Below are 17,608 nucleotides of genomic sequence, written 5' to 3' on the forward strand. Positions count from 1 at the left end.
CAGTCTGGGCTTTTGCATGTGGAGTATTCTTATAGTGCACGTGACCAATGTCGATGTTGGGCAATCGCCTCAATGAAACTAGCAGTGGATTTACCCTCTGCATCTGCAGTAATCGTGACAACTCCTGTAATAGGATCACCTGCTGGTATTCCTGCCTGGATCAGAATATCGGCTGCTTCTGTCCCTGCCCCAATCGCTTTGAAATGGTTATAAGCTTCGTCAACAAAATAGATGGCATCTTTTACAGCTTTCAATTGCTCAATGCTTTTCTTGCCACCCGCCACATAAACGGCATCATATAAAACCGAGTCTGCAGTCAGGAAGCTTTGACTCACCTCTAGTTGTTGCCCTTCTTCACTCGTAATCATTCCGCGATTCGTACTGATGATTTCAGCCATGATTCCAGCTGTTTTAAATGCGTCCATGACTTGGTCCATTTCAGAGCCCTTAAATCCATCGGCAGCCAATACAGCCACTTTACGCGTTGCAGGCGTAATGATCTTATTTTGCTCCTGGCTTAAAGCCGGTGAAGCCAATTCTACTTCCGATTCATTTTTATTGGTAGGAGGGTTTACACCGACTCCTTCCGCAATTTTTTCAGCCAATTTCAAGTCCACATTGCTGAACATCTCAACAATTTGTTGTTGGAGATCTTTACTTTTCACTTTACCCACTTCAAAATGGAAAGCTTCGATTATATGTTCTTTTTCCACGTCCGTCATACTATTCCAGAATAGTTTCGCTTGGCTGTAATGATCTTTAAAGCTTTCACTACGCTGACGCACTTTTCGGCCATCTACCTTCTCTTGGTAGTGAGCATATCCACCTTCCGCTTCCGATGCAGGTTCGGGAGAGTTATTGGCTAGCCCATTTTTATGGTAGCTGACTTGTCCTTGGTTGATCGTCATGCGATGCATACCATCACGTTGATTATTGTTAACCGGTGCTACTGAGCGGTTAATCGGAATCTCATGGAAATTCGGTCCACCCAAACGTGAAAGCTGGGTATCTGTATACGAGAATAGTCGTCCTTGAAGCAACGGATCATTGGAGAAATCAATGCCCGGTACGACATGCCCAGGGTGAAAAGCGATTTGTTCCGTCTCGGCGAAGAAATTATCCGTATTTTGGTTCAACACCATTTTCCCGATAATTTTCACTGGAATCTGTTCTTCCGGCCATAGTTTCGTAGGATCTAGGATGTCGAAGTCGAAGTTGAATTCATCTTCCTCCTTAATCATTTGCACACCAAATTCGAACTCGGGGTAATTTCCTGCTTCAATCGCTTCCCACAAGTCTTGACGGTGGAAATCAGAATTTTTCCCGGCAATCTTCTGAGCCTCGTCCCATACAAGGGATTTCACACCAAGAACAGGCTTCCAATGGAACTTGACGAAATGGGAGACGCCTTCTGCATTCACAAAACGGAAAGTATGGACACCGAAGCCTTCCATCATGCGAAAGCTTCTAGGAATGGCTCTATCCGACAAATGCCACATGACCATATGGGCTGTCTCTTCATTGTTGGCAACAAAATCCCAAAAAGTATCGTGGGCTGATGCAGCTTGAGGTATTTCGTTATGAGGTTCCGGTTTTACCGCATGGATTAAATCCGGGAATTTAATGGCATCCTGAATGAAAAATACCGGAATGTTATTCCCTACCAAGTCATAGTTCCCCTCTTCGGTGTAGAACTTCGTTGAAAATCCACGGACATCCCGGACGGAATCGGCTGAACCACGGGACCCCGCTACAGTCGAGTAACGTACGAATACCGGGGTCTTAACAGAAGGGTCTTGTAGAAATTTTGCCTTTGTAAATTCCTTCATTGACTCATACACCTGGAAATAACCATGTGCGCCTGATCCACGTGCATGTACAATTCGCTCAGGAATACGCTCATGGTCAAAATGAGTCATTTTTTCACGGAAATGAAAGTCCTCCATCAACGTCGGACCACGGTCACCCGCCTTCAAAGAATGCTCATCTTCGGAAACCCGCAAACCTTGATTGGTTGTCATCTTTTTCCCGTTATCATCCACTCTATATTGTTCCAACTGTTGGTTCTTGCTTTGTTCATTATCTTTTTTCATCCTTGTCTTTCCCTCCAGTACCTTGTCGATAAAAGTCGATGTATAGTCCATTTCATGATGTATGTATGCTAAATAAGTATCTTATTCTTTAATACCACCCTAATTTCATCGATAAACAGGAATCACAAAAGTTATAGGACAAGAGTTCTTTAAAAGCTTAAGACAAATGACGACCTAGAGATGTATCCGCTACTCCTTCCATGTTTTTTATAAAAAAATGGCTACGGAAATGCTGTTCTCCATAGCCATTACTCATGATAACTTTTTGCTTCTTACACTTCGCCTTCCGCAAGCCAAGGGAAAAATCCATCTAGGAATTTCTCTGTCGCAGGCATGAAGTATGAGCCGTAATGATAGTCGGGGTCTAGTGTCATGATTACCCAAGTACCTTTTGTACTAACCTTGTCGATGTATAGGACAGCTCCGCCATCTTCTGTTGAAACCAGGATATCTGTCCCTGCCGGAGGCCAATACACCCCGTGTTGATGCCATGTCGCATCGGCAAGTGTAAGATAGCGACTGAATAAATCATGATCGGGACGTTGCAACACTAAACCACTTTTGGCATCCTTATCAAGCCACCACCAAAAGTTCGTTTCTCTGAATTCCCAATTATGGCCTGGTAGCCATTCATTTAACTGTGGTCCAAAGGAAACGATAATCCCTCCCTTATCAGCGAAATCCATAATTTTCTTCATGGATTTCATGAGTAGGCCCATATGCAGCTGGGAAGGAAGAAGGATCACATCAAATTCATCTATAGACGTTTTTTCTAAATCGGGAAGATAAATAAGTTTCTCAATGTATTTGCTGTATTTCGGTTCGGTATATGTCCGATTATGTTGCGAACTGCCTCCATCGATGACTGCAATTTTTCTCATCCCATTTCACCTCTCTCCTGAAGCGTTGAATACTCATCCCGTACCCATTGTATGAGTTGTGGACCAATGCGCTTTTTCGTTCCACTCGCATTCATCGCACCAAAAAGGTCACTACCTGCATGAACTAAAATAGTGCCCTTTGTACTATTCCTGTCAATATACGTGATAGGTTCTCCGCCAGGTAAGGTCAACAGAACTTCCGCTCCTTCGGGAATTGGATGGTGCCCCCTTGCGAAAAATCCCGAAACTCCTTTATTATAAGTCATATCATCTTCCTCTACCCCGTCAAAGATTGGATGGCGATGATCGATTGAAACCTCATAATCCTTGTAACTAAGAATGGTTTTAGGGATGAAAGAAGAACCTCCAGGTAACCAGTCCAAAAACAAATTCCCACTAAAAACGACAATCTTCTTATCATCCAAAAACTCACGAATGACTTCTTTATGTCTAAATAAGAATTTCTGATCGATTAACCCTTGAACGACCAAGCATTTATAAGGTTTTAAGTATATATTGGGCAGTTCATATGTATCAACAAAGGTAAAGTCATCCTGATATTGCGGGTCATTCACCCTTGCCTTTCCAAAGTAACTTCCTGTGTCAAGCATCAGAAAGTCCGTTCTATTCTTATTCACTTTTTTTCCTCCTTCGTGTTGCTCTAACTCTAACAATGCTGTTGTGAGACTTTGTGTGAATAGATCCTTAAGGGGTACAAGATTGGGATGTTCCCCTGTACTTTACTGGAAAACCCTATCCGCCAAAGAAGGGACTAAAAGGACTTCCCTATAAGCATGATACGGACTATACAGTAATCGTACTTTAAATTTATCATCATTGATAATCATTATCAATGGAAGTATTTTTTCCTTTTATAAAAAACCTCCAATTATAAAGGTTTCATGTCGATTATTATATTCTAGAATCGATTTATTTATTTTTTGAATAATAAAATTTGTGACTTTAGCAAGAAAGGATCTTAATTCTATAAAGCCATTTCCTTTGGAACCAAAGAAAAAGGATTTCTCCCCATGGAAGAAACCCTTTTTCTTTATTCCCGCTTTGCACACTCTTACAAGCCCTTGCTACTGTCTTTGCGATTCCATTTGAGCAGTTTTGGATCTTTAATTTTCATTTCCTTTTTATTCTCCCAATCCTCTTCCGTTCCGTCAGCCTCATACTCCTTAATTTCTTCAATAATCCATTTCTTCTTATCGGCATTATAAATCATGGAAAAGTCACGCACCGCTTTATAAGAAAGGTCATCCATTTTCTTTTTGTTTTTGAGTTTCATTTTGCTGTGATAGGACACTACAGCTACCGCTTCCGCTCTCCACTGATTATCAAAGTAACTGATATCCAAATCATCCAGATTAATGACGGCCCCTAAATATTGTGAATGTACTTCATCGACATAATTTTTGACCTGTTCAAAGTTTTCCGAAACAATGGAGGTATCATCTTTAATGTCATCCGAAACATTGGTAAGCTTCTTGGTATCAAAACTGCTGGTTTCAAATACGGCCCAGTCATGATTGAAAACATCGACAGCGGACATGACCGATTTTTGTACATCTTTATCATTTCTAGCCAAGGAATCAGGATCCACTACAAGCGTGACTTCCTTAGATCCACCCCAGACATCTATCTTATCCTTTTTCATGAAAGTACCCAGTTTGTTCTTTACTGTAGTGACCGTGTTATACGTCCCAGGCAAAAATGGACCATACGTGCCCTTCTTACTCTCTTTTACGGATTCCTTCAAGTCATCTACAGAAAGGGATAGTTGATCTTCATCATTTTGTCCCGTCACTTTAATGAATCCGGTTTTGACTCTCATTTTGTATTCCTTGAATATACCCCATTTTTTCCCCGACTCCACCAAGCTGACTTGCTGGTTGGTTGCCGAAAAATCCTTATCTTCTACTTGTTCATCCAATCCGTCCTTGATGGCATCAAAACTCGAGTCATTTTTGTTTAAGTACGTAGCAAATGCCTTAATGGATGCATTATTTACCACCGTTCCCTTTTTATCAGGATCGAGTAACTCCTTAAGTTGGTCCGTATCTTTCTTTTCAACTGCTTCTGTAAAGGATGCCACTACTTTTTTGGGTTTATTGTTTTGTTGAACGAAAAGCATGGTGACCAAGACCACGGCAATTAAGGCAACAGCGGAGACCCCACTTATAATCCAAGCTTTTTTCGACATATCTCACTGCTCCTTTAATATTTTGATCCTGCAGCAAAAATATTCGTTAATCTTTCTTGACCATCTTGTGATGAATTAACGTTCCACTTTCCATCCTCTTCTATCATATGAATCTTTAAATCTTCGCCTTCTTCTACTTCTTGATTATTTATGATTTTATCGAATTTAGATATTAAATACTTTTTGGTACCTTTTTCATCGTATTTTTTCGTTTTTTCTCTATATTCATATTGGTATTCTGAAAGGTCTTCATATATGTTTCGCAATGAAACCGTTGAGAATTCAATTAGCACCACGGCTTTTCCATTTGCCTTGGCAGATGTGACCGTTTTAAACTCGGCCTTTTGTGACTGAGCCGATTTATAAGCAGCATAAAGTTTATCTACTTCTTCATCAGTCAATTTCCCTACAAAGTACCTTTTTATTTTCTCTTTGAATACCTTTTTCGCTTCTTCCTGTATAACCGCTTTGTCAGCAGATACTAATTTTTCATAATCACTATTGTCCTTATCCAGGTATATCGAATCAATATAAGCAGCTAACGCTTTCGCCGGGTCTTGAAGGGCATCAAAACTTTCAGCATAATCTGCCGTGTTCACCTTAATGATCACTTCTTCAATTTTCTTTTCATAGTCTTCTGAAGCCGCTTTTATCCCTATTTCATACTCTTTATCTTTTTCTACTTCAAAAAAGCCTGTGGTCGTTTTCGTTTTGCCGGCACCCAAATCGCCACTAGACTCAAACTCAATCCCTACGTTGGTGTTATATGCATCTGAAATGGCATTTGTCTCTTCATCGCCATCGTATAACTTAAATCCATCTCTTGTTGAGAGTCGAATGCCATCCTTTGATTTATTACTCAACTTAAATTTAACCGCCAGGACTCCTTTTTCTGTACCTTCTTCAGCCACACCATCATCTTTTCCAAGTAGCACAAAAGATGCATCCTCAATGGATACCTCTAAATCCTTATTCTTACTCTTGCTATCGCTCTTTTTTTCCGAAGATCCACTAGAACTGCTGCATGCAGATAACAACAGCATACAAATAAACAATAGCGAAATACCCCTTAACTTAGACACCATCAAAATTCCCCCCTATAAATAAGTAAAAGACCGCACACTGATTTCCAGCGAGATCTTTGGATAGGGAAAAAGAATACCGAGAACTATTAGTTAATGCAGATCAATGATTTTAGACTAGTATGTATTGGATTCTTTTTCCACTTATCTTTATTTACCTCTAATCGGCCTACCACAAACCCAAAAACAACCTATTTTATGAATATTTTGGTATAATTTTTATAGTTGAACAGGCATAAAGTATATAGGTCATATCCACTTCTTTACTTTCATGAGCCATTTTAACCATTCCCCTATTAAACCAGAAAGACCGCTACGATTTTTACCCATAAATTAAAACTGCACACAAAAAAAGATCATCCCTTAGGACGACCTTTATATCAATTTCTAACACTATGTAACTCACGGTAATAAGGTTCTTTCTATCTTCGCACATGTTTTTCGCCGGGAAAACCAAGGATAGGATGTCCAGTGAAGTCTCCGGGTAGCTTCTGATGTGGCACTGTAGAAAGGTGAATGTTTCCGTTGTTTCACTAGTATTAGAGCGAACCTGGCCTTACAAGAATCGGAAAAGATATATGTACGTCTTTTCCGGTTCTTCCTGCCATTTATCGTTTATTTGCCTCTGAAACCTTCAAAACCTTGCCTTTGACTTTCGTATTCTTCATCACTTTCAAGACCAGCGGACCTTTTCCATTCAATATCTCTACATAGGAAACATTATCCTGAATGGTTATAATGCCGATGTCCTCTGCCTTTACTCCTTCTATTTTTGCAATGGTACCCACGAAATCTACGGCCCTGATTTTCTTTTTCTTGCCACCATTAAAATACAGCTTCATAATTTGTCTGTTAAGCTGTTCACTTTTACTTTTTTTAATTTTTGGCCGTGTCTTTAGCTTCGCTTCAAAATCATTCTTCATGTCCAAGACATATTCTTTTGATGGAGCCGGCATGGTAGGGATCGTAAATCCGATATAGCTTTGAATCTCGGTGAGGAACTTACCTTCGAATGGAGTCACAAATGTGATTGCCTTCCCCTGTTTACCCGCACGTCCTGTTCTACCTGTACGATGGACATAGCTTTCCTTTTCAAGTGGTAGGTCATAATTGATGACATGGGTGATATTATCAATATCAATTCCACGTGCCGCTACATCGGTCGCGACTAGATAGCGGAATTCACCTCTTCTGAACTCGTCCATCACTGCCAGGCGGTCCTCCTGAAGCATCCCTCCATGAATCATATCGCATGGATACTCTAATTCCACTAACTGCTCACATACTTGGTCGACCTTGTCTTTTGTGCGACAGAAAATGATGCAGCTATCTGGATTTTCGACAATCGTAACATCTCTAAGCAGGGTAAACTTGTCATCTTCCTTGACTTCAATAACAGCATGTTCGATTTTTTCAGTCGTTAAGCCGGTTGCCTTTATTTCAATATCCAAAGGTTCCTTCATATATTTATGGCACAGTTTTTTAATGCTATCTGGTAAAGTAGCGGAAAACAGCATCGTCACACGATCCTGCGGCAGTACTTTAATGATGGCTTCCACTTGCTCGATGAATCCCATATTTAACATTTCATCGGCTTCATCGATTACCAAATGGGTTAATCGGTCTAAAGCGAATGTACCTCTTTCAATATGATCAAGGACACGTCCAGGCGTACCCACAACCACGTGGCTCTTTTGCTTCAACTCCGCTTTTTGCTGGGCAAAGGGAGACTTCCCATATACCGCAGTTGCTTTAATCCGTTTAAATCGACCAATATTCGTAATGTCCTCCTTAATCTGTACGGCAAGCTCTCGCGTTGGTGTTAAAATGAGCGCCTGTGGCTTATTCTCCTGCCAATCGACCATATCACAGAGCGGTATGCCGAATGCAGCCGTTTTTCCGCTTCCCGTTTGCGACTTCACGACCAGGTCCCTTTTTTGCAAAGCAACAGGAATCACTTCACGTTGCACTTCCGTTGGATGCTGATAGCCTAGGCTTTCCAACGCCCGAACGATTTCATCACTTAATTTATAATCAATAAACTTAATTTCCGTCATATAACAGCCTCTTTTATTGTTTAGTATCTTGCTTTATTGTTTCCGTAATTGTTATTTCCTTATACTAAATTCTATTATACGCGATATGCATCAATAAACCTTATAATTCCTAAACCAATTCCTGCTTCAAAGACTTCCCTTCATGCCATCCGGGTATAATACTTTTTGAAAGACAAATAATAAGATGGTTCGATATATACTCAAAACAGCAAATCCAGTATAGAATTCACTATCAACAGTTATTGATTAATCAAAATGGATTATAAGCTTAATAATGTGCTAAAATATGTATGTAATGAATCAGTTAAATAACCTTAAAAGGAGAGATTAATGATGATAATCGTAGCGAATAAAATCAAAGTAAAAAAAGGAATGGGAGCAGTAATGGCACCAGGCTTTACGGCACCAGGCCCTCTAGATACGACAGAAGGCTTCGTTAAAGTTGAAGTATTGTTAACACAAAACTTAACGGACTACGACGAACTAAACGTGAATATGTACTGGGAAAACATGGACAGCTTTACTGCATGGAGAAACAGTGACGCGTTTAAAGCTGCACATAAACGTCCAGAACCTTCTTCAGATGAAGCTAAAAAAGAATCACCAATTATCGGTAGCGAAATTGTCACATATGAAATCGCTTCTGTAAAAGAAATCGCTAAATAATCAACTTCTCATTTAAATGAGGCTGTATCCTTACAGCCCCATTTTTCTTGTTTTTAGAAGCATGGCCGTTCATCTTTCAGCATAAAAAAACAGTATGTGTGCAAAAACATACTGTTTTTTCTATACATGGGGCCTTTCTCAGTTGGCCTCTGCTTTTTTGATTTGTTTACTTCTTAACTGACCACAGGCAGCATCTATATCCGTACCATGTTCCTGACGGATTTTACAATTCACGCCTCGTTTTTTCAGCGTATCATAAAATGCTAGCACTGACTCCTTCTCGCTTCTTTGATATTGACTGTGTTCATCTACAGGGTTATATGGAATCAAGTTTACATATAAACGATGTTTCTTGTCATCAAGCAATTCGGCAAGTTGTTCGGCTTCTTCTCGATGATCGTTGACGTCCCTCAATAGGATATACTCAATCGTAATTCTACGATTCGTTTTTTCCAAGTAATAATCCAATGACTTCATTAATTTTTCGATTGGAATGCCACGATTTATTTTCATGATTCTCGTTCTTAGTTCATTATTCGGGGCATGTAAAGAAATGGCCAAATTAACCTGTAATTGAGTATCGGTAAATTCATAGATTTTATTAGCCAGCCCACTCGTGGAAACAGTAATGCGTCTTGCTGCAATAGCCAACCCTTTATGGTCCATGATGACCTTCAAAAAGTCGATCATATTATCGAAATTATCAAAAGGCTCGCCAATCCCCATTACGACTACATGACTGACGATATCCCCTTGTCCCAACTGATCAAGATGGAGTTGAACATTCATGATCTGTTCCACTATTTCTCCAGCAGTTAAGTCACGGCTCTTCGCTAATAAACCGCTTGCGCAAAAACTACAGCCTATATTACAGCCTACTTGGGTAGTGACACAAACGGATATCCCATACTTATGGCGCATCATGACCGTTTCAATCAGGTTACCATCCAGTAATTTGAATAGAAACTTGATTGTCCCATCCGCCGACTCCTGTTTAACATGTTCAGTCAAAGTCTGGATGACAAAGTTTTCTTCCAGCAGTTGAATGCACTCTTTATTAACATCTGTCATTTCAGAGAAATCCGTAACGCGCGTCCGATAAAGCCATTCCCAGACTTGGGTTGCCCGGAATTTTTTATGGCCATGCTCCAAAAGCCAAGCTGTCAATTGTTCAAATGTTAATCCATAAATGGACTCTTTATTCATATGGTTACCCTCTTTTCATAACGTTAAGATTAAATTCTTTACCTAGCTAACGCTACCACCCATCATCGATTGGGTGATTATTTATGGTATGGCTCATTTCTATTTATCCGAAACGCCCGATAGATCTGTTCCAACAAAACTAACTTCATGAGTTGATGCGGAAAGGTCATTTTAGAAAAGGAAAGGGCGTAATCGCTTCTAGAAATCACATCGGCACTAAGCCCCAGTGAACCACCAATAATAAAGGCAAGTTTGCTTTTTCCATAAGTGGCAAGTTGGTCAATATGGGTCGCAAGTTGCTCAGAAGTGAGCTGCTTCCCATTGATTTCAAGCGTAATCACATAAGTATCCTGGCTGATTTTCGCCAAGATCCGTTCACCTTCTCTTTGCTTGACGATATCCATATCCGCTGCACTCAAGTTTTCTGGTGCCTTTTCATCAGGCACTTCTATAAAATCTATATTAGCATAGGCTCCTAGCCGTTTTGTATATTCGGCCATTCCTTGCTTTAAGTATTTTTCTTTGAGCTTGCCAACCGTAATGATCGTTATCTTCATATATATCCTCTGACTTTCCATATGTTTTTAGTTCAATTGTTGGAAGTACCTCCTATTATCATACCTTAGAGAGACCCATAAACAAAACAAGCAAATCCTTTCCAAATCCAAAAGTTAAGATTTAAGAGACTTACCTATAAAGAATATTGGACTATATTTGCTTCCTAAATAACAAAAAACCAGCCCTTCTAAAAGAAAGTGCCGGTGGTTTTTCATTATGACTTTTTCCAGTATTTTAGTCTTTCCAAATAGGTTACGAACAGGTTATCCACAAAACTTATCCACATATCCACAATTTCTATCCACATCTTGTATGGGAATATTAGTTCCCTACTAGATATATTGCCACGTTTCGACAATATTCACAGGTTGTTGATAACTTATTTTCTTCTGAAACCAGCGTTAATAACGGATACGTTTCACACTCATATACAACTTCATCAAGCGCCATATCAACGTGTTCCTGACAACAATATAGGTTCATTCCTCATTCTCCTTTTCATTTTTTATTGGCCAATCTATTGATGCCACTTATCCACAATTCATTTAGTATTCATCATATTCGGCAAAATATCCACAAGTAATGGTATCAAACGATAATAAAAACACAAGCAAAAAAACAGGGAAAGCAAAACTCCCCTGCTTTATTGCTTTTAGATTTCTCCACTTGAAAGCTTAATTTCTGCGGTTTCCTTTTTCCCATCTCGGTAATAAGTGATTTTTACAGTGTCACCAATTTTCTTTTCATTGTACAGGTACTTCCTTAATTCAACGATATCATGAATTTTTTCATTATCCATACCAACAATTACATCAAATTCCTCTAGGCCTGCTTTTGCCGCTGGTGAGTTACTTTGAACGCCAGTCACAGCCACACCAGAGGTTACTTTGTTTGGCAATTTTAATGTATTCTGCTGATGATACTGTGAAATTTCCTCAACTGATGCCAGATTGACACCTAAGTAGGCACGTTTCACTTCACCATATTTCTCAATATCACTGATAATAGGAATCGCTGAATCAATCGGGATGGATAGACCAATGCCTTCTACGGCATTTTCCGCAATCTTCATGGAATTGATCCCAATGACCTGACCGGACATGTTTACGAGGGCCCCGCCACTATTTCCTGGGTTAATCGCCGCATCGGTTTGGATAACTTCTGCATTCCAGTCTACCTGTCCGTCCTCATCGATATCCACTTCAATGGTACGCTCTACTCCTGAGATGATTCCTTGTGTAACGGATCCAGAGAATTGAAGTCCTAATGGGTTACCGATCGCTATGACGGGTTCACCTGGCTTTAATTTTTCGGTTGTGCCAAACTCTGCTACCGTCTTAACTTTATCCGCTTCCACTACCACGACAGCTAAATCCGTCCAAGGGTCACTTCCTTGTAGCTCGGCAGGTAGCTTGGTTCCATCACTTAACGTGACCTCTAACTCATTAGCATTCTCGATAACATGATTGTTCGTGACAATATAGGCTTTGCCACCATCCTTTTTATATACGACTCCAGATCCAGTACCCGCTTCGGCTGAACTGCTTTCGTTTCCTTTTCCGCCCCAGAAGGAAGTTTCCTGAATATTGGAGATTCCAACAACTGCATCGCTTGCCTTATCAACCGCACCCGTGACAGCACTTGTGACCTCTACGGAAACTTTCTGCTGAATTGGCTTGGTCTCTTCACCATCCCTTGAATTTTCCGTCTGGTTTGGGTTTGTTTCATCATTTAATACCCCACCGACCGGGAATGCTAATAAAATCAGCAGAGCCCCAATGATGGCGCCTCCTAAGCCTGATAGAAAATAACCTGTACGGCTTCCTTTTTTCTGTTTATTTTGGTTCTCTACGTTCTCCAAGACCGCTCCATCCTCTCTTTTTAGGAATGAATTATAGCAATTACTAGTGTTTGATATCCACCCTTAATTATACTCAATTAACAAGAAATATCTAAAAAAATGTATGCCATATTTAGCTTACTGCCTCTTTTTTTATCATCATTTTTCTATTCATTCAGTACTAACCAACCAATACCCTTTTTAATCCCCTTACTAACTAACCCATTAAAAATAAAAAAGGAATGAAGCAGGTTTCCCCACTCATTCCTTTACTCATTATAGTGTAACAAGCTCTGTTGGTCTTTTGGGATCCGTATCGTAGAGCGAAAACTGCTCGCCAACAATAATCCCTTTCGTTTTTAAGGTTTGCTCCACTGACATTCTTGCAAGGTCTTTCATATTATTATCCATACTTAAATGGGCCAAGTATATCCGTTTCGTCTTGTCCCCTGCCACTTCACTCATGGCAAGGGCAGCATCTTCATTGCATACATGTCCAACATCGCTTAAAATCCGGCGCTTGATGCTCCATGGATATCGACCCATCCGAAGCATGGACACATCATGGTTGCTCTCAAACACATAGGCATCAGCATTCGTGATGATGCCTTTCATCCGATCGCTGACATAACCTGTGTCGGTTATGACCACAAGTTTTTTTCCTCCCTGATGGAACACATAAAACATCGGCTCGGCAGCATCATGAGATACACCAAACGATTCAATATCAAGGCTTCCAAAGGTTTTGACTTGTTCCATTTCAAAGGCGAATTTCTGTTCAGGAGAAATCTCCCCGATGGAACGCTCCATTGCTTGCCATGTCTTTGTATTCGCATATATGGGGAGCTTATGTTTTCTAGCGACGACTCCCAGACCTTTAATGTGGTCGCTATGTTCATGCGTAACCAGGATTCCAGAAAGCTTGGACATATCTCGGCCGATATCCTGAAATAATCCTTCCAAGGCTTTCCCACTCAATCCCGCATCGACAAGGAAAGATTGGTCCTCCGTCTCCACGAACAAGGCATTTCCCGTACTCCCACTTGCGAGTACACTAAAATGCATAGTCATCTATACTCACTCCAGTATTTTTTCTTCTGTATTTAACTCAATCACTTCGCCATCGAACGCATTTACGAATAAATCCGTTTCATCGTTCACGACTACCCACCATGTCGGTACAAGAAGATGTGAGAACGATGTGGTTTGCAACGAATTATAAAACCCAAGCTTTACGTCCGTAACTTCGTCTTTTGATACGATATCACCATGACTATATAAGGCATAAACAGCATCCAGGTCGGAATACAGCTCTTTCGGTTTATTGAACTTTTCAATTCCCACTAAATATGTCTGCTCATAGGAGGTCACTTCGGCTTCCTTATTCAGATACAAAGTGACCTTTCCTTTACTGTTGTTAAAAAACATCTTATTGTCGGAAACCTGATAGCAAATGATGGTTTGATTATCCTTATCATAGCTCCAAAACCCATATTCACTTCCGTATAAAATGTGATCCTTCAGGAATATGGTAACATCCGCGGGATGAATTTCTTTACCTAAACTGATGGGCGTTTTTAATGAACCGACCAGCTTATTCCCATCTATAATATTTACTTTCTGGTTGTTTAGATTCTTTAGTTCTTTCTTATCAAATGTTTTACTTTTTGCAATTAAGAATTGATCCTTTACCTTTTGCTTCGAGAGCGGAATGGTTTTGATCTCGTCTTCTTTTAGAACTTCCTCATAGGAAGACTCTGCAATGAATTCATATTGGTTATCATTGATTTTCTCAAGAAACTGATACAGTAAAAATATATTCAATATGAAAAATACCATTATGAATATGGATTTTGTATTATTCCAATCCATCGTTATCGCCTCCTGCATTTTCGTCAACAGGCGCAATCAACCACTTTTCACCGGAACGGTAATACCAAGTTGGTTCCAGTGTAACGAGAGTAACGAGTTTAGAGTCCAACGATTTGTTTAACTTATAACCTATTGAAATATCTTGCACACTATCGAGATCGATGTTCCCGTTCTCTTCCAGCTGGTTCAACACTTCATTTCCTGTAGGCAAGGTCACTACAGATCCTTCTGATGGCAAGACGGAAGCCAATGAGAAGTAGGGACGTTGATAACTATAAATATCTTCCTTCCCCCAAATCTGCTCGATTTCAGTCATTCCATATTCGTTGAAAGCTGGATAACCATCTATAAATAAACGGAATACCACACGCTGCTCATTTTCCGACATATAATCAAATCGGTAATTACTACCTTCCCACCCGGCATGATCATTGATGAAATCAATGCTTTTTTCCAACAGCTCACTAGAACTGCCGAACACTTTACTCTTTTGGGCAGGGTTTATATACGAGAGAATATAATTTTCATTGTTGACTGACAACAGTCTTGTTCCGTCGGAGTATTCCTCGCCTCGGGTTACCGTTTCTTGACGAACATATTTAGGATTACTGAATAAGGCATCTTTCAGATTCTTAACGTCCAGATAATCTATATAATATTGATATCGGTTGACTTCCACGGGCTTTTCCGGAACAAAAATCGTCCTTTTATCATGTAACGTATGAGCTGTATAGGTAGGATAACTTTTATTATAGAACTTCTCACTGAACTTTCTAAGGTCCTTAGTAGGGACCATTCCTTGATGGATTTGTTCATGTTCATAAGAAACGAAATAAACGGCTGATTGGTCACCGCTGATATCCTTCTGCTTGATCACGATCCGGTCAAAGGTAAAGCTCGCCATATCTTCGTCCTTTACATCCAGTACCGTTTTATATAAAGACATCGGAACATCATCGGAAAAGTTGATCTCGATTGATCTATCCTCATGGACGAAATCATCGAAGTCCCTTTGAATCATCTTCAATGACATCTGCTTTATATCACTAAACGTCCATTGTGAAAACTCTTTCTCCATTCTTTCGATTTTTTCGGGATCGATTGTCTGGAAATGCTGGCCGTTGCGATGAAAAAGAACACTGACGGGTTTTATGACATCACTGACAATTTGTTCATCACTCTTGATTTTAATCAGATCGGATTCATCGATTTTTTTATATTCAGGCTCGTACGTCCAAATACTCCATGTCAAGAAAACGCTTGTCCCAACTAAAATAATCAGTATGATACTTTTCGCACGCTCAAAATTCATGCCCAATCATCCTCTTCTTCCTGTTCGTAAGGAAGTGTAAAGAACACCGTAGTTCCTTTTCCATCCACACTTTCCGCCCAAATTTTGCCTCCATGGGCAACGACCATTTCCTTTGCAATCGCCAGCCCAAGTCCAGTCCCTCCAAGATTCCTTGCCCGAGCTTTATCCACTCGGTAAAACCGGTCAAAAATCTTATCGATCACTTTCTTAGGGATACCGACACCTTGATCAGTTACGCTAATCACGATAAAGTTTTCCTTTGGCCTGATACGGAATGTCACTTGACCTCCTTCAGGAGAATACTTCAAGGAATTCGAAATGATATTATAAAGAACCTGGGTGATCTTGTCTTCATCAATGTCGACAAAATACGCGTCCTTTGGTATGTCTCTTTTAAAAGTAATATCGTCATTTTTCGTCATTTCAAAACGATCGATAATATGGTCATAGAACTTATTCAGATTCACCCATCCGGTTTTAAGCCGGTAATCTTTACTGTCCATTTTTGAAAGCTGTAACAGGTCATTTACAAGCCTGATCATCCGCTCCGTTTCATTTTGTGTGACACTTAAAAAGGCAGGGGCAATCTCTTCATCTTTCCAGGCACCTTCAGCCAATGCCTCGAGATAGCTTCTCATCGTCGTGAGCGGCGTACGCAACTCATGGGATACATTAGCGACAAACTCTCTTCGCTCCCCTTCTATCTTTTCCTGCTCCGTAATATCATGGAGCACTGTAATCAAACCATTAACGAAGCCCGTTTCCTTTTGGATGACGGAAAAGTTCCCTCTTAAAATAAACGGTTGACCCTTTTTGCTGTAATCAAGGATGATGGACTCCCTTTCTTCCAGTAAATCTTCGAATTTATATTCTTCCTCAAGTCCCAACAATTCGATGATTGGTTGGTTCATGACGGCTTCACGTGAGACATTCAAAAGCTGTGCGGCAGGTTCATTTATCAAATTCACCCGGCCACGCCTATCCGTCGATATAACGCCATCCGTCATGTTGGTGAGAACAGATGAAAGCTTCCGTCTCTCCCCTTCCGTACTCGATTGCGACTCTTGAAGTTTCTTAGTCAAGTTATTGAAGGTAACGGCTAGCTGCCCTATTTCGTCATCGCCATATACTTTTACCTTTCGTGAGAAATTCCCTTTGGCCATCACCAACGCCTGTTTTCTCATATCAGACATTGGCCGTGTGATGGTCCGCGCAAGCAGAATCCCCAAAATGGCTGTTATGGCCAGAGCGATGGCCGTGCCAGTCATGAAAATGGCGTTGATTTCATCCATTTGTTCGAAGACATTCTCCATCTCCGCAATGACATAGACCGCTCCTATCACCGTACCATTCGCTTCAATGGGTGTTGAAAGGACCCATACACGCCTGCCAGTATTCGGATCTCTATATATTTCATGATCCTCGCCACCATAAGTCAACGTGTTCTTGATGATCGGCAGTGTCGTTTTCTTTCCTACAATCTCTTGGTTACCGGGATCGGACGTCCCAATCACCCGCCTGCTGCGGGTATCGATAACGCGCACTTCCGAAATATCATTCGTTGAGTTGTCGCGATCTTTCAATACCGTATTAATGGCTTCTTCGAGGGTAGGGTCTTCCTCCCCCCTCGATTTCTCCATTTCTTCCCCAATGCTATAGGTAAGCAGGTTAACATGGCCCTTGATCGACTTTGTGAAATTCCCGACGAGATTTTCTTCCAATTCCCCGACAAAATACACCCCAATTATTTGCATGGCTACGAAAATAAGCAACACATAAATCAGGACGAATTTAAAATGAATTGAACGAAAAAAACCAACCTTTTTCATAGA

General features: G+C 40.4%; 15 protein-coding genes. 1 reads left to right on the forward strand and 14 read right to left on the reverse strand.

Annotated features, from left to right (window positions below):
* Nucleotides 1–29: 29 nt before the first annotated feature.
* From ACIQXQ_RS02650 to ACIQXQ_RS02675, 6 genes are all read right to left on the reverse strand, one after another.
* On the reverse strand, nucleotides 30–2,093 hold the full coding sequence (locus tag ACIQXQ_RS02650) for a catalase (protein ID WP_402955050.1): 2,064 nt from the start codon (nucleotides 2,091–2,093) through the stop codon (nucleotides 30–32).
* 272 nt (nucleotides 2,094–2,365) lie between these two features.
* A complete protein-coding gene (locus ACIQXQ_RS02655) occupies nucleotides 2,366–2,974 on the reverse strand; it encodes a hypothetical protein (protein ID WP_402955053.1) in 609 nt (202 codons plus the stop codon).
* On the reverse strand, nucleotides 2,971–3,612 hold the full coding sequence (locus tag ACIQXQ_RS02660) for a phosphate starvation-inducible protein PhoH (protein WP_402955056.1): 642 nt from the start codon (nucleotides 3,610–3,612) through the stop codon (nucleotides 2,971–2,973). The genes ACIQXQ_RS02655 and ACIQXQ_RS02660 overlap by 4 nt, the downstream gene beginning before the upstream one ends.
* Before the next feature lie 434 nt (nucleotides 3,613–4,046).
* Nucleotides 4,047–5,183: a TcaA second domain-containing protein gene (locus ACIQXQ_RS02665; protein ID WP_402955059.1), complete on the reverse strand. Its 1,137-nt coding sequence runs from the start codon at nucleotides 5,181–5,183 to the stop codon at nucleotides 4,047–4,049.
* A gap of 14 nt (nucleotides 5,184–5,197) precedes the next feature.
* On the reverse strand, nucleotides 5,198–6,268 hold the full coding sequence (locus tag ACIQXQ_RS02670) for a DUF5105 domain-containing protein (RefSeq protein ID WP_402955062.1): 1,071 nt from the start codon (nucleotides 6,266–6,268) through the stop codon (nucleotides 5,198–5,200).
* Between the two features lie 605 nt (nucleotides 6,269–6,873).
* On the reverse strand, nucleotides 6,874–8,322 hold the full coding sequence (locus ACIQXQ_RS02675) for a DEAD/DEAH box helicase (protein ID WP_402955065.1): 1,449 nt from the start codon (nucleotides 8,320–8,322) through the stop codon (nucleotides 6,874–6,876).
* A 333-nt stretch (nucleotides 8,323–8,655) separates the two neighbouring features.
* On the opposite strand from ACIQXQ_RS02675, the gene ACIQXQ_RS02680 reads away from it, so the two are divergent.
* Nucleotides 8,656–8,988, forward strand: coding sequence for a heme oxygenase (locus ACIQXQ_RS02680; RefSeq protein WP_402869999.1), 333 nt, complete (start codon nucleotides 8,656–8,658; stop codon nucleotides 8,986–8,988).
* A 138-nt stretch (nucleotides 8,989–9,126) separates the two neighbouring features.
* Here ACIQXQ_RS02680 and rlmN read toward each other — a convergent pair whose 3' ends face one another.
* The 8 genes from rlmN to walK all read right to left on the reverse strand — a co-directional run bounded on the left by rlmN (nucleotide 9,127) and on the right by walK (nucleotide 17,605).
* A complete protein-coding gene (gene rlmN / locus ACIQXQ_RS02685; protein WP_402955070.1) occupies nucleotides 9,127–10,194 on the reverse strand; it encodes a dual-specificity RNA methyltransferase RlmN in 1,068 nt (355 codons plus the stop codon).
* A 77-nt stretch (nucleotides 10,195–10,271) separates the two neighbouring features.
* The gene (gene rlmH / locus ACIQXQ_RS02690) at nucleotides 10,272–10,751 is read right to left on the reverse strand and encodes a 23S rRNA (pseudouridine(1915)-N(3))-methyltransferase RlmH (protein ID WP_402955073.1); all 480 of its coding nucleotides are present in this window, start codon (nucleotides 10,749–10,751) and stop codon (nucleotides 10,272–10,274) included.
* A gap of 322 nt (nucleotides 10,752–11,073) precedes the next feature.
* Complete coding sequence (locus ACIQXQ_RS02695) at nucleotides 11,074–11,235, reverse strand: CxxH/CxxC protein (protein WP_402869992.1); 162 nt, start codon at nucleotides 11,233–11,235, stop codon at nucleotides 11,074–11,076.
* Between the two features lie 169 nt (nucleotides 11,236–11,404).
* Entirely contained in the window at nucleotides 11,405–12,613 is a 1,209-nt protein-coding gene (locus tag ACIQXQ_RS02700; protein ID WP_402955076.1) for a S1C family serine protease, read from the reverse strand.
* 255 nt (nucleotides 12,614–12,868) lie between these two features.
* Nucleotides 12,869–13,663: an MBL fold metallo-hydrolase gene (locus ACIQXQ_RS02705; protein WP_402869984.1), complete on the reverse strand. Its 795-nt coding sequence runs from the start codon at nucleotides 13,661–13,663 to the stop codon at nucleotides 12,869–12,871.
* Between the two features lie 6 nt (nucleotides 13,664–13,669).
* A complete protein-coding gene (locus tag ACIQXQ_RS02710) occupies nucleotides 13,670–14,464 on the reverse strand; it encodes a two-component system regulatory protein YycI (protein WP_402869982.1) in 795 nt (264 codons plus the stop codon).
* Nucleotides 14,451–15,776, reverse strand: a complete 1,326-nt coding sequence (locus tag ACIQXQ_RS02715; RefSeq protein WP_402955079.1) for a YycH family regulatory protein — start codon at nucleotides 15,774–15,776, stop codon at nucleotides 14,451–14,453. Before ACIQXQ_RS02715 ends, ACIQXQ_RS02710 begins: the two co-directional genes overlap by 14 nt.
* Complete coding sequence (gene walK, locus ACIQXQ_RS02720; protein ID WP_402869978.1) at nucleotides 15,773–17,605, reverse strand: cell wall metabolism sensor histidine kinase WalK; 1,833 nt, start codon at nucleotides 17,603–17,605, stop codon at nucleotides 15,773–15,775. The genes ACIQXQ_RS02715 and walK overlap by 4 nt, the downstream gene beginning before the upstream one ends.
* Nucleotides 17,606–17,608 lie beyond the last annotated feature (3 nt).

The sequence above is a fragment of the Peribacillus sp. NPDC097198 genome, assembly GCF_044762055.1.
In the GTDB taxonomy this organism is placed as follows: domain Bacteria; phylum Bacillota; class Bacilli; order Bacillales; family DSM-1321; genus Peribacillus.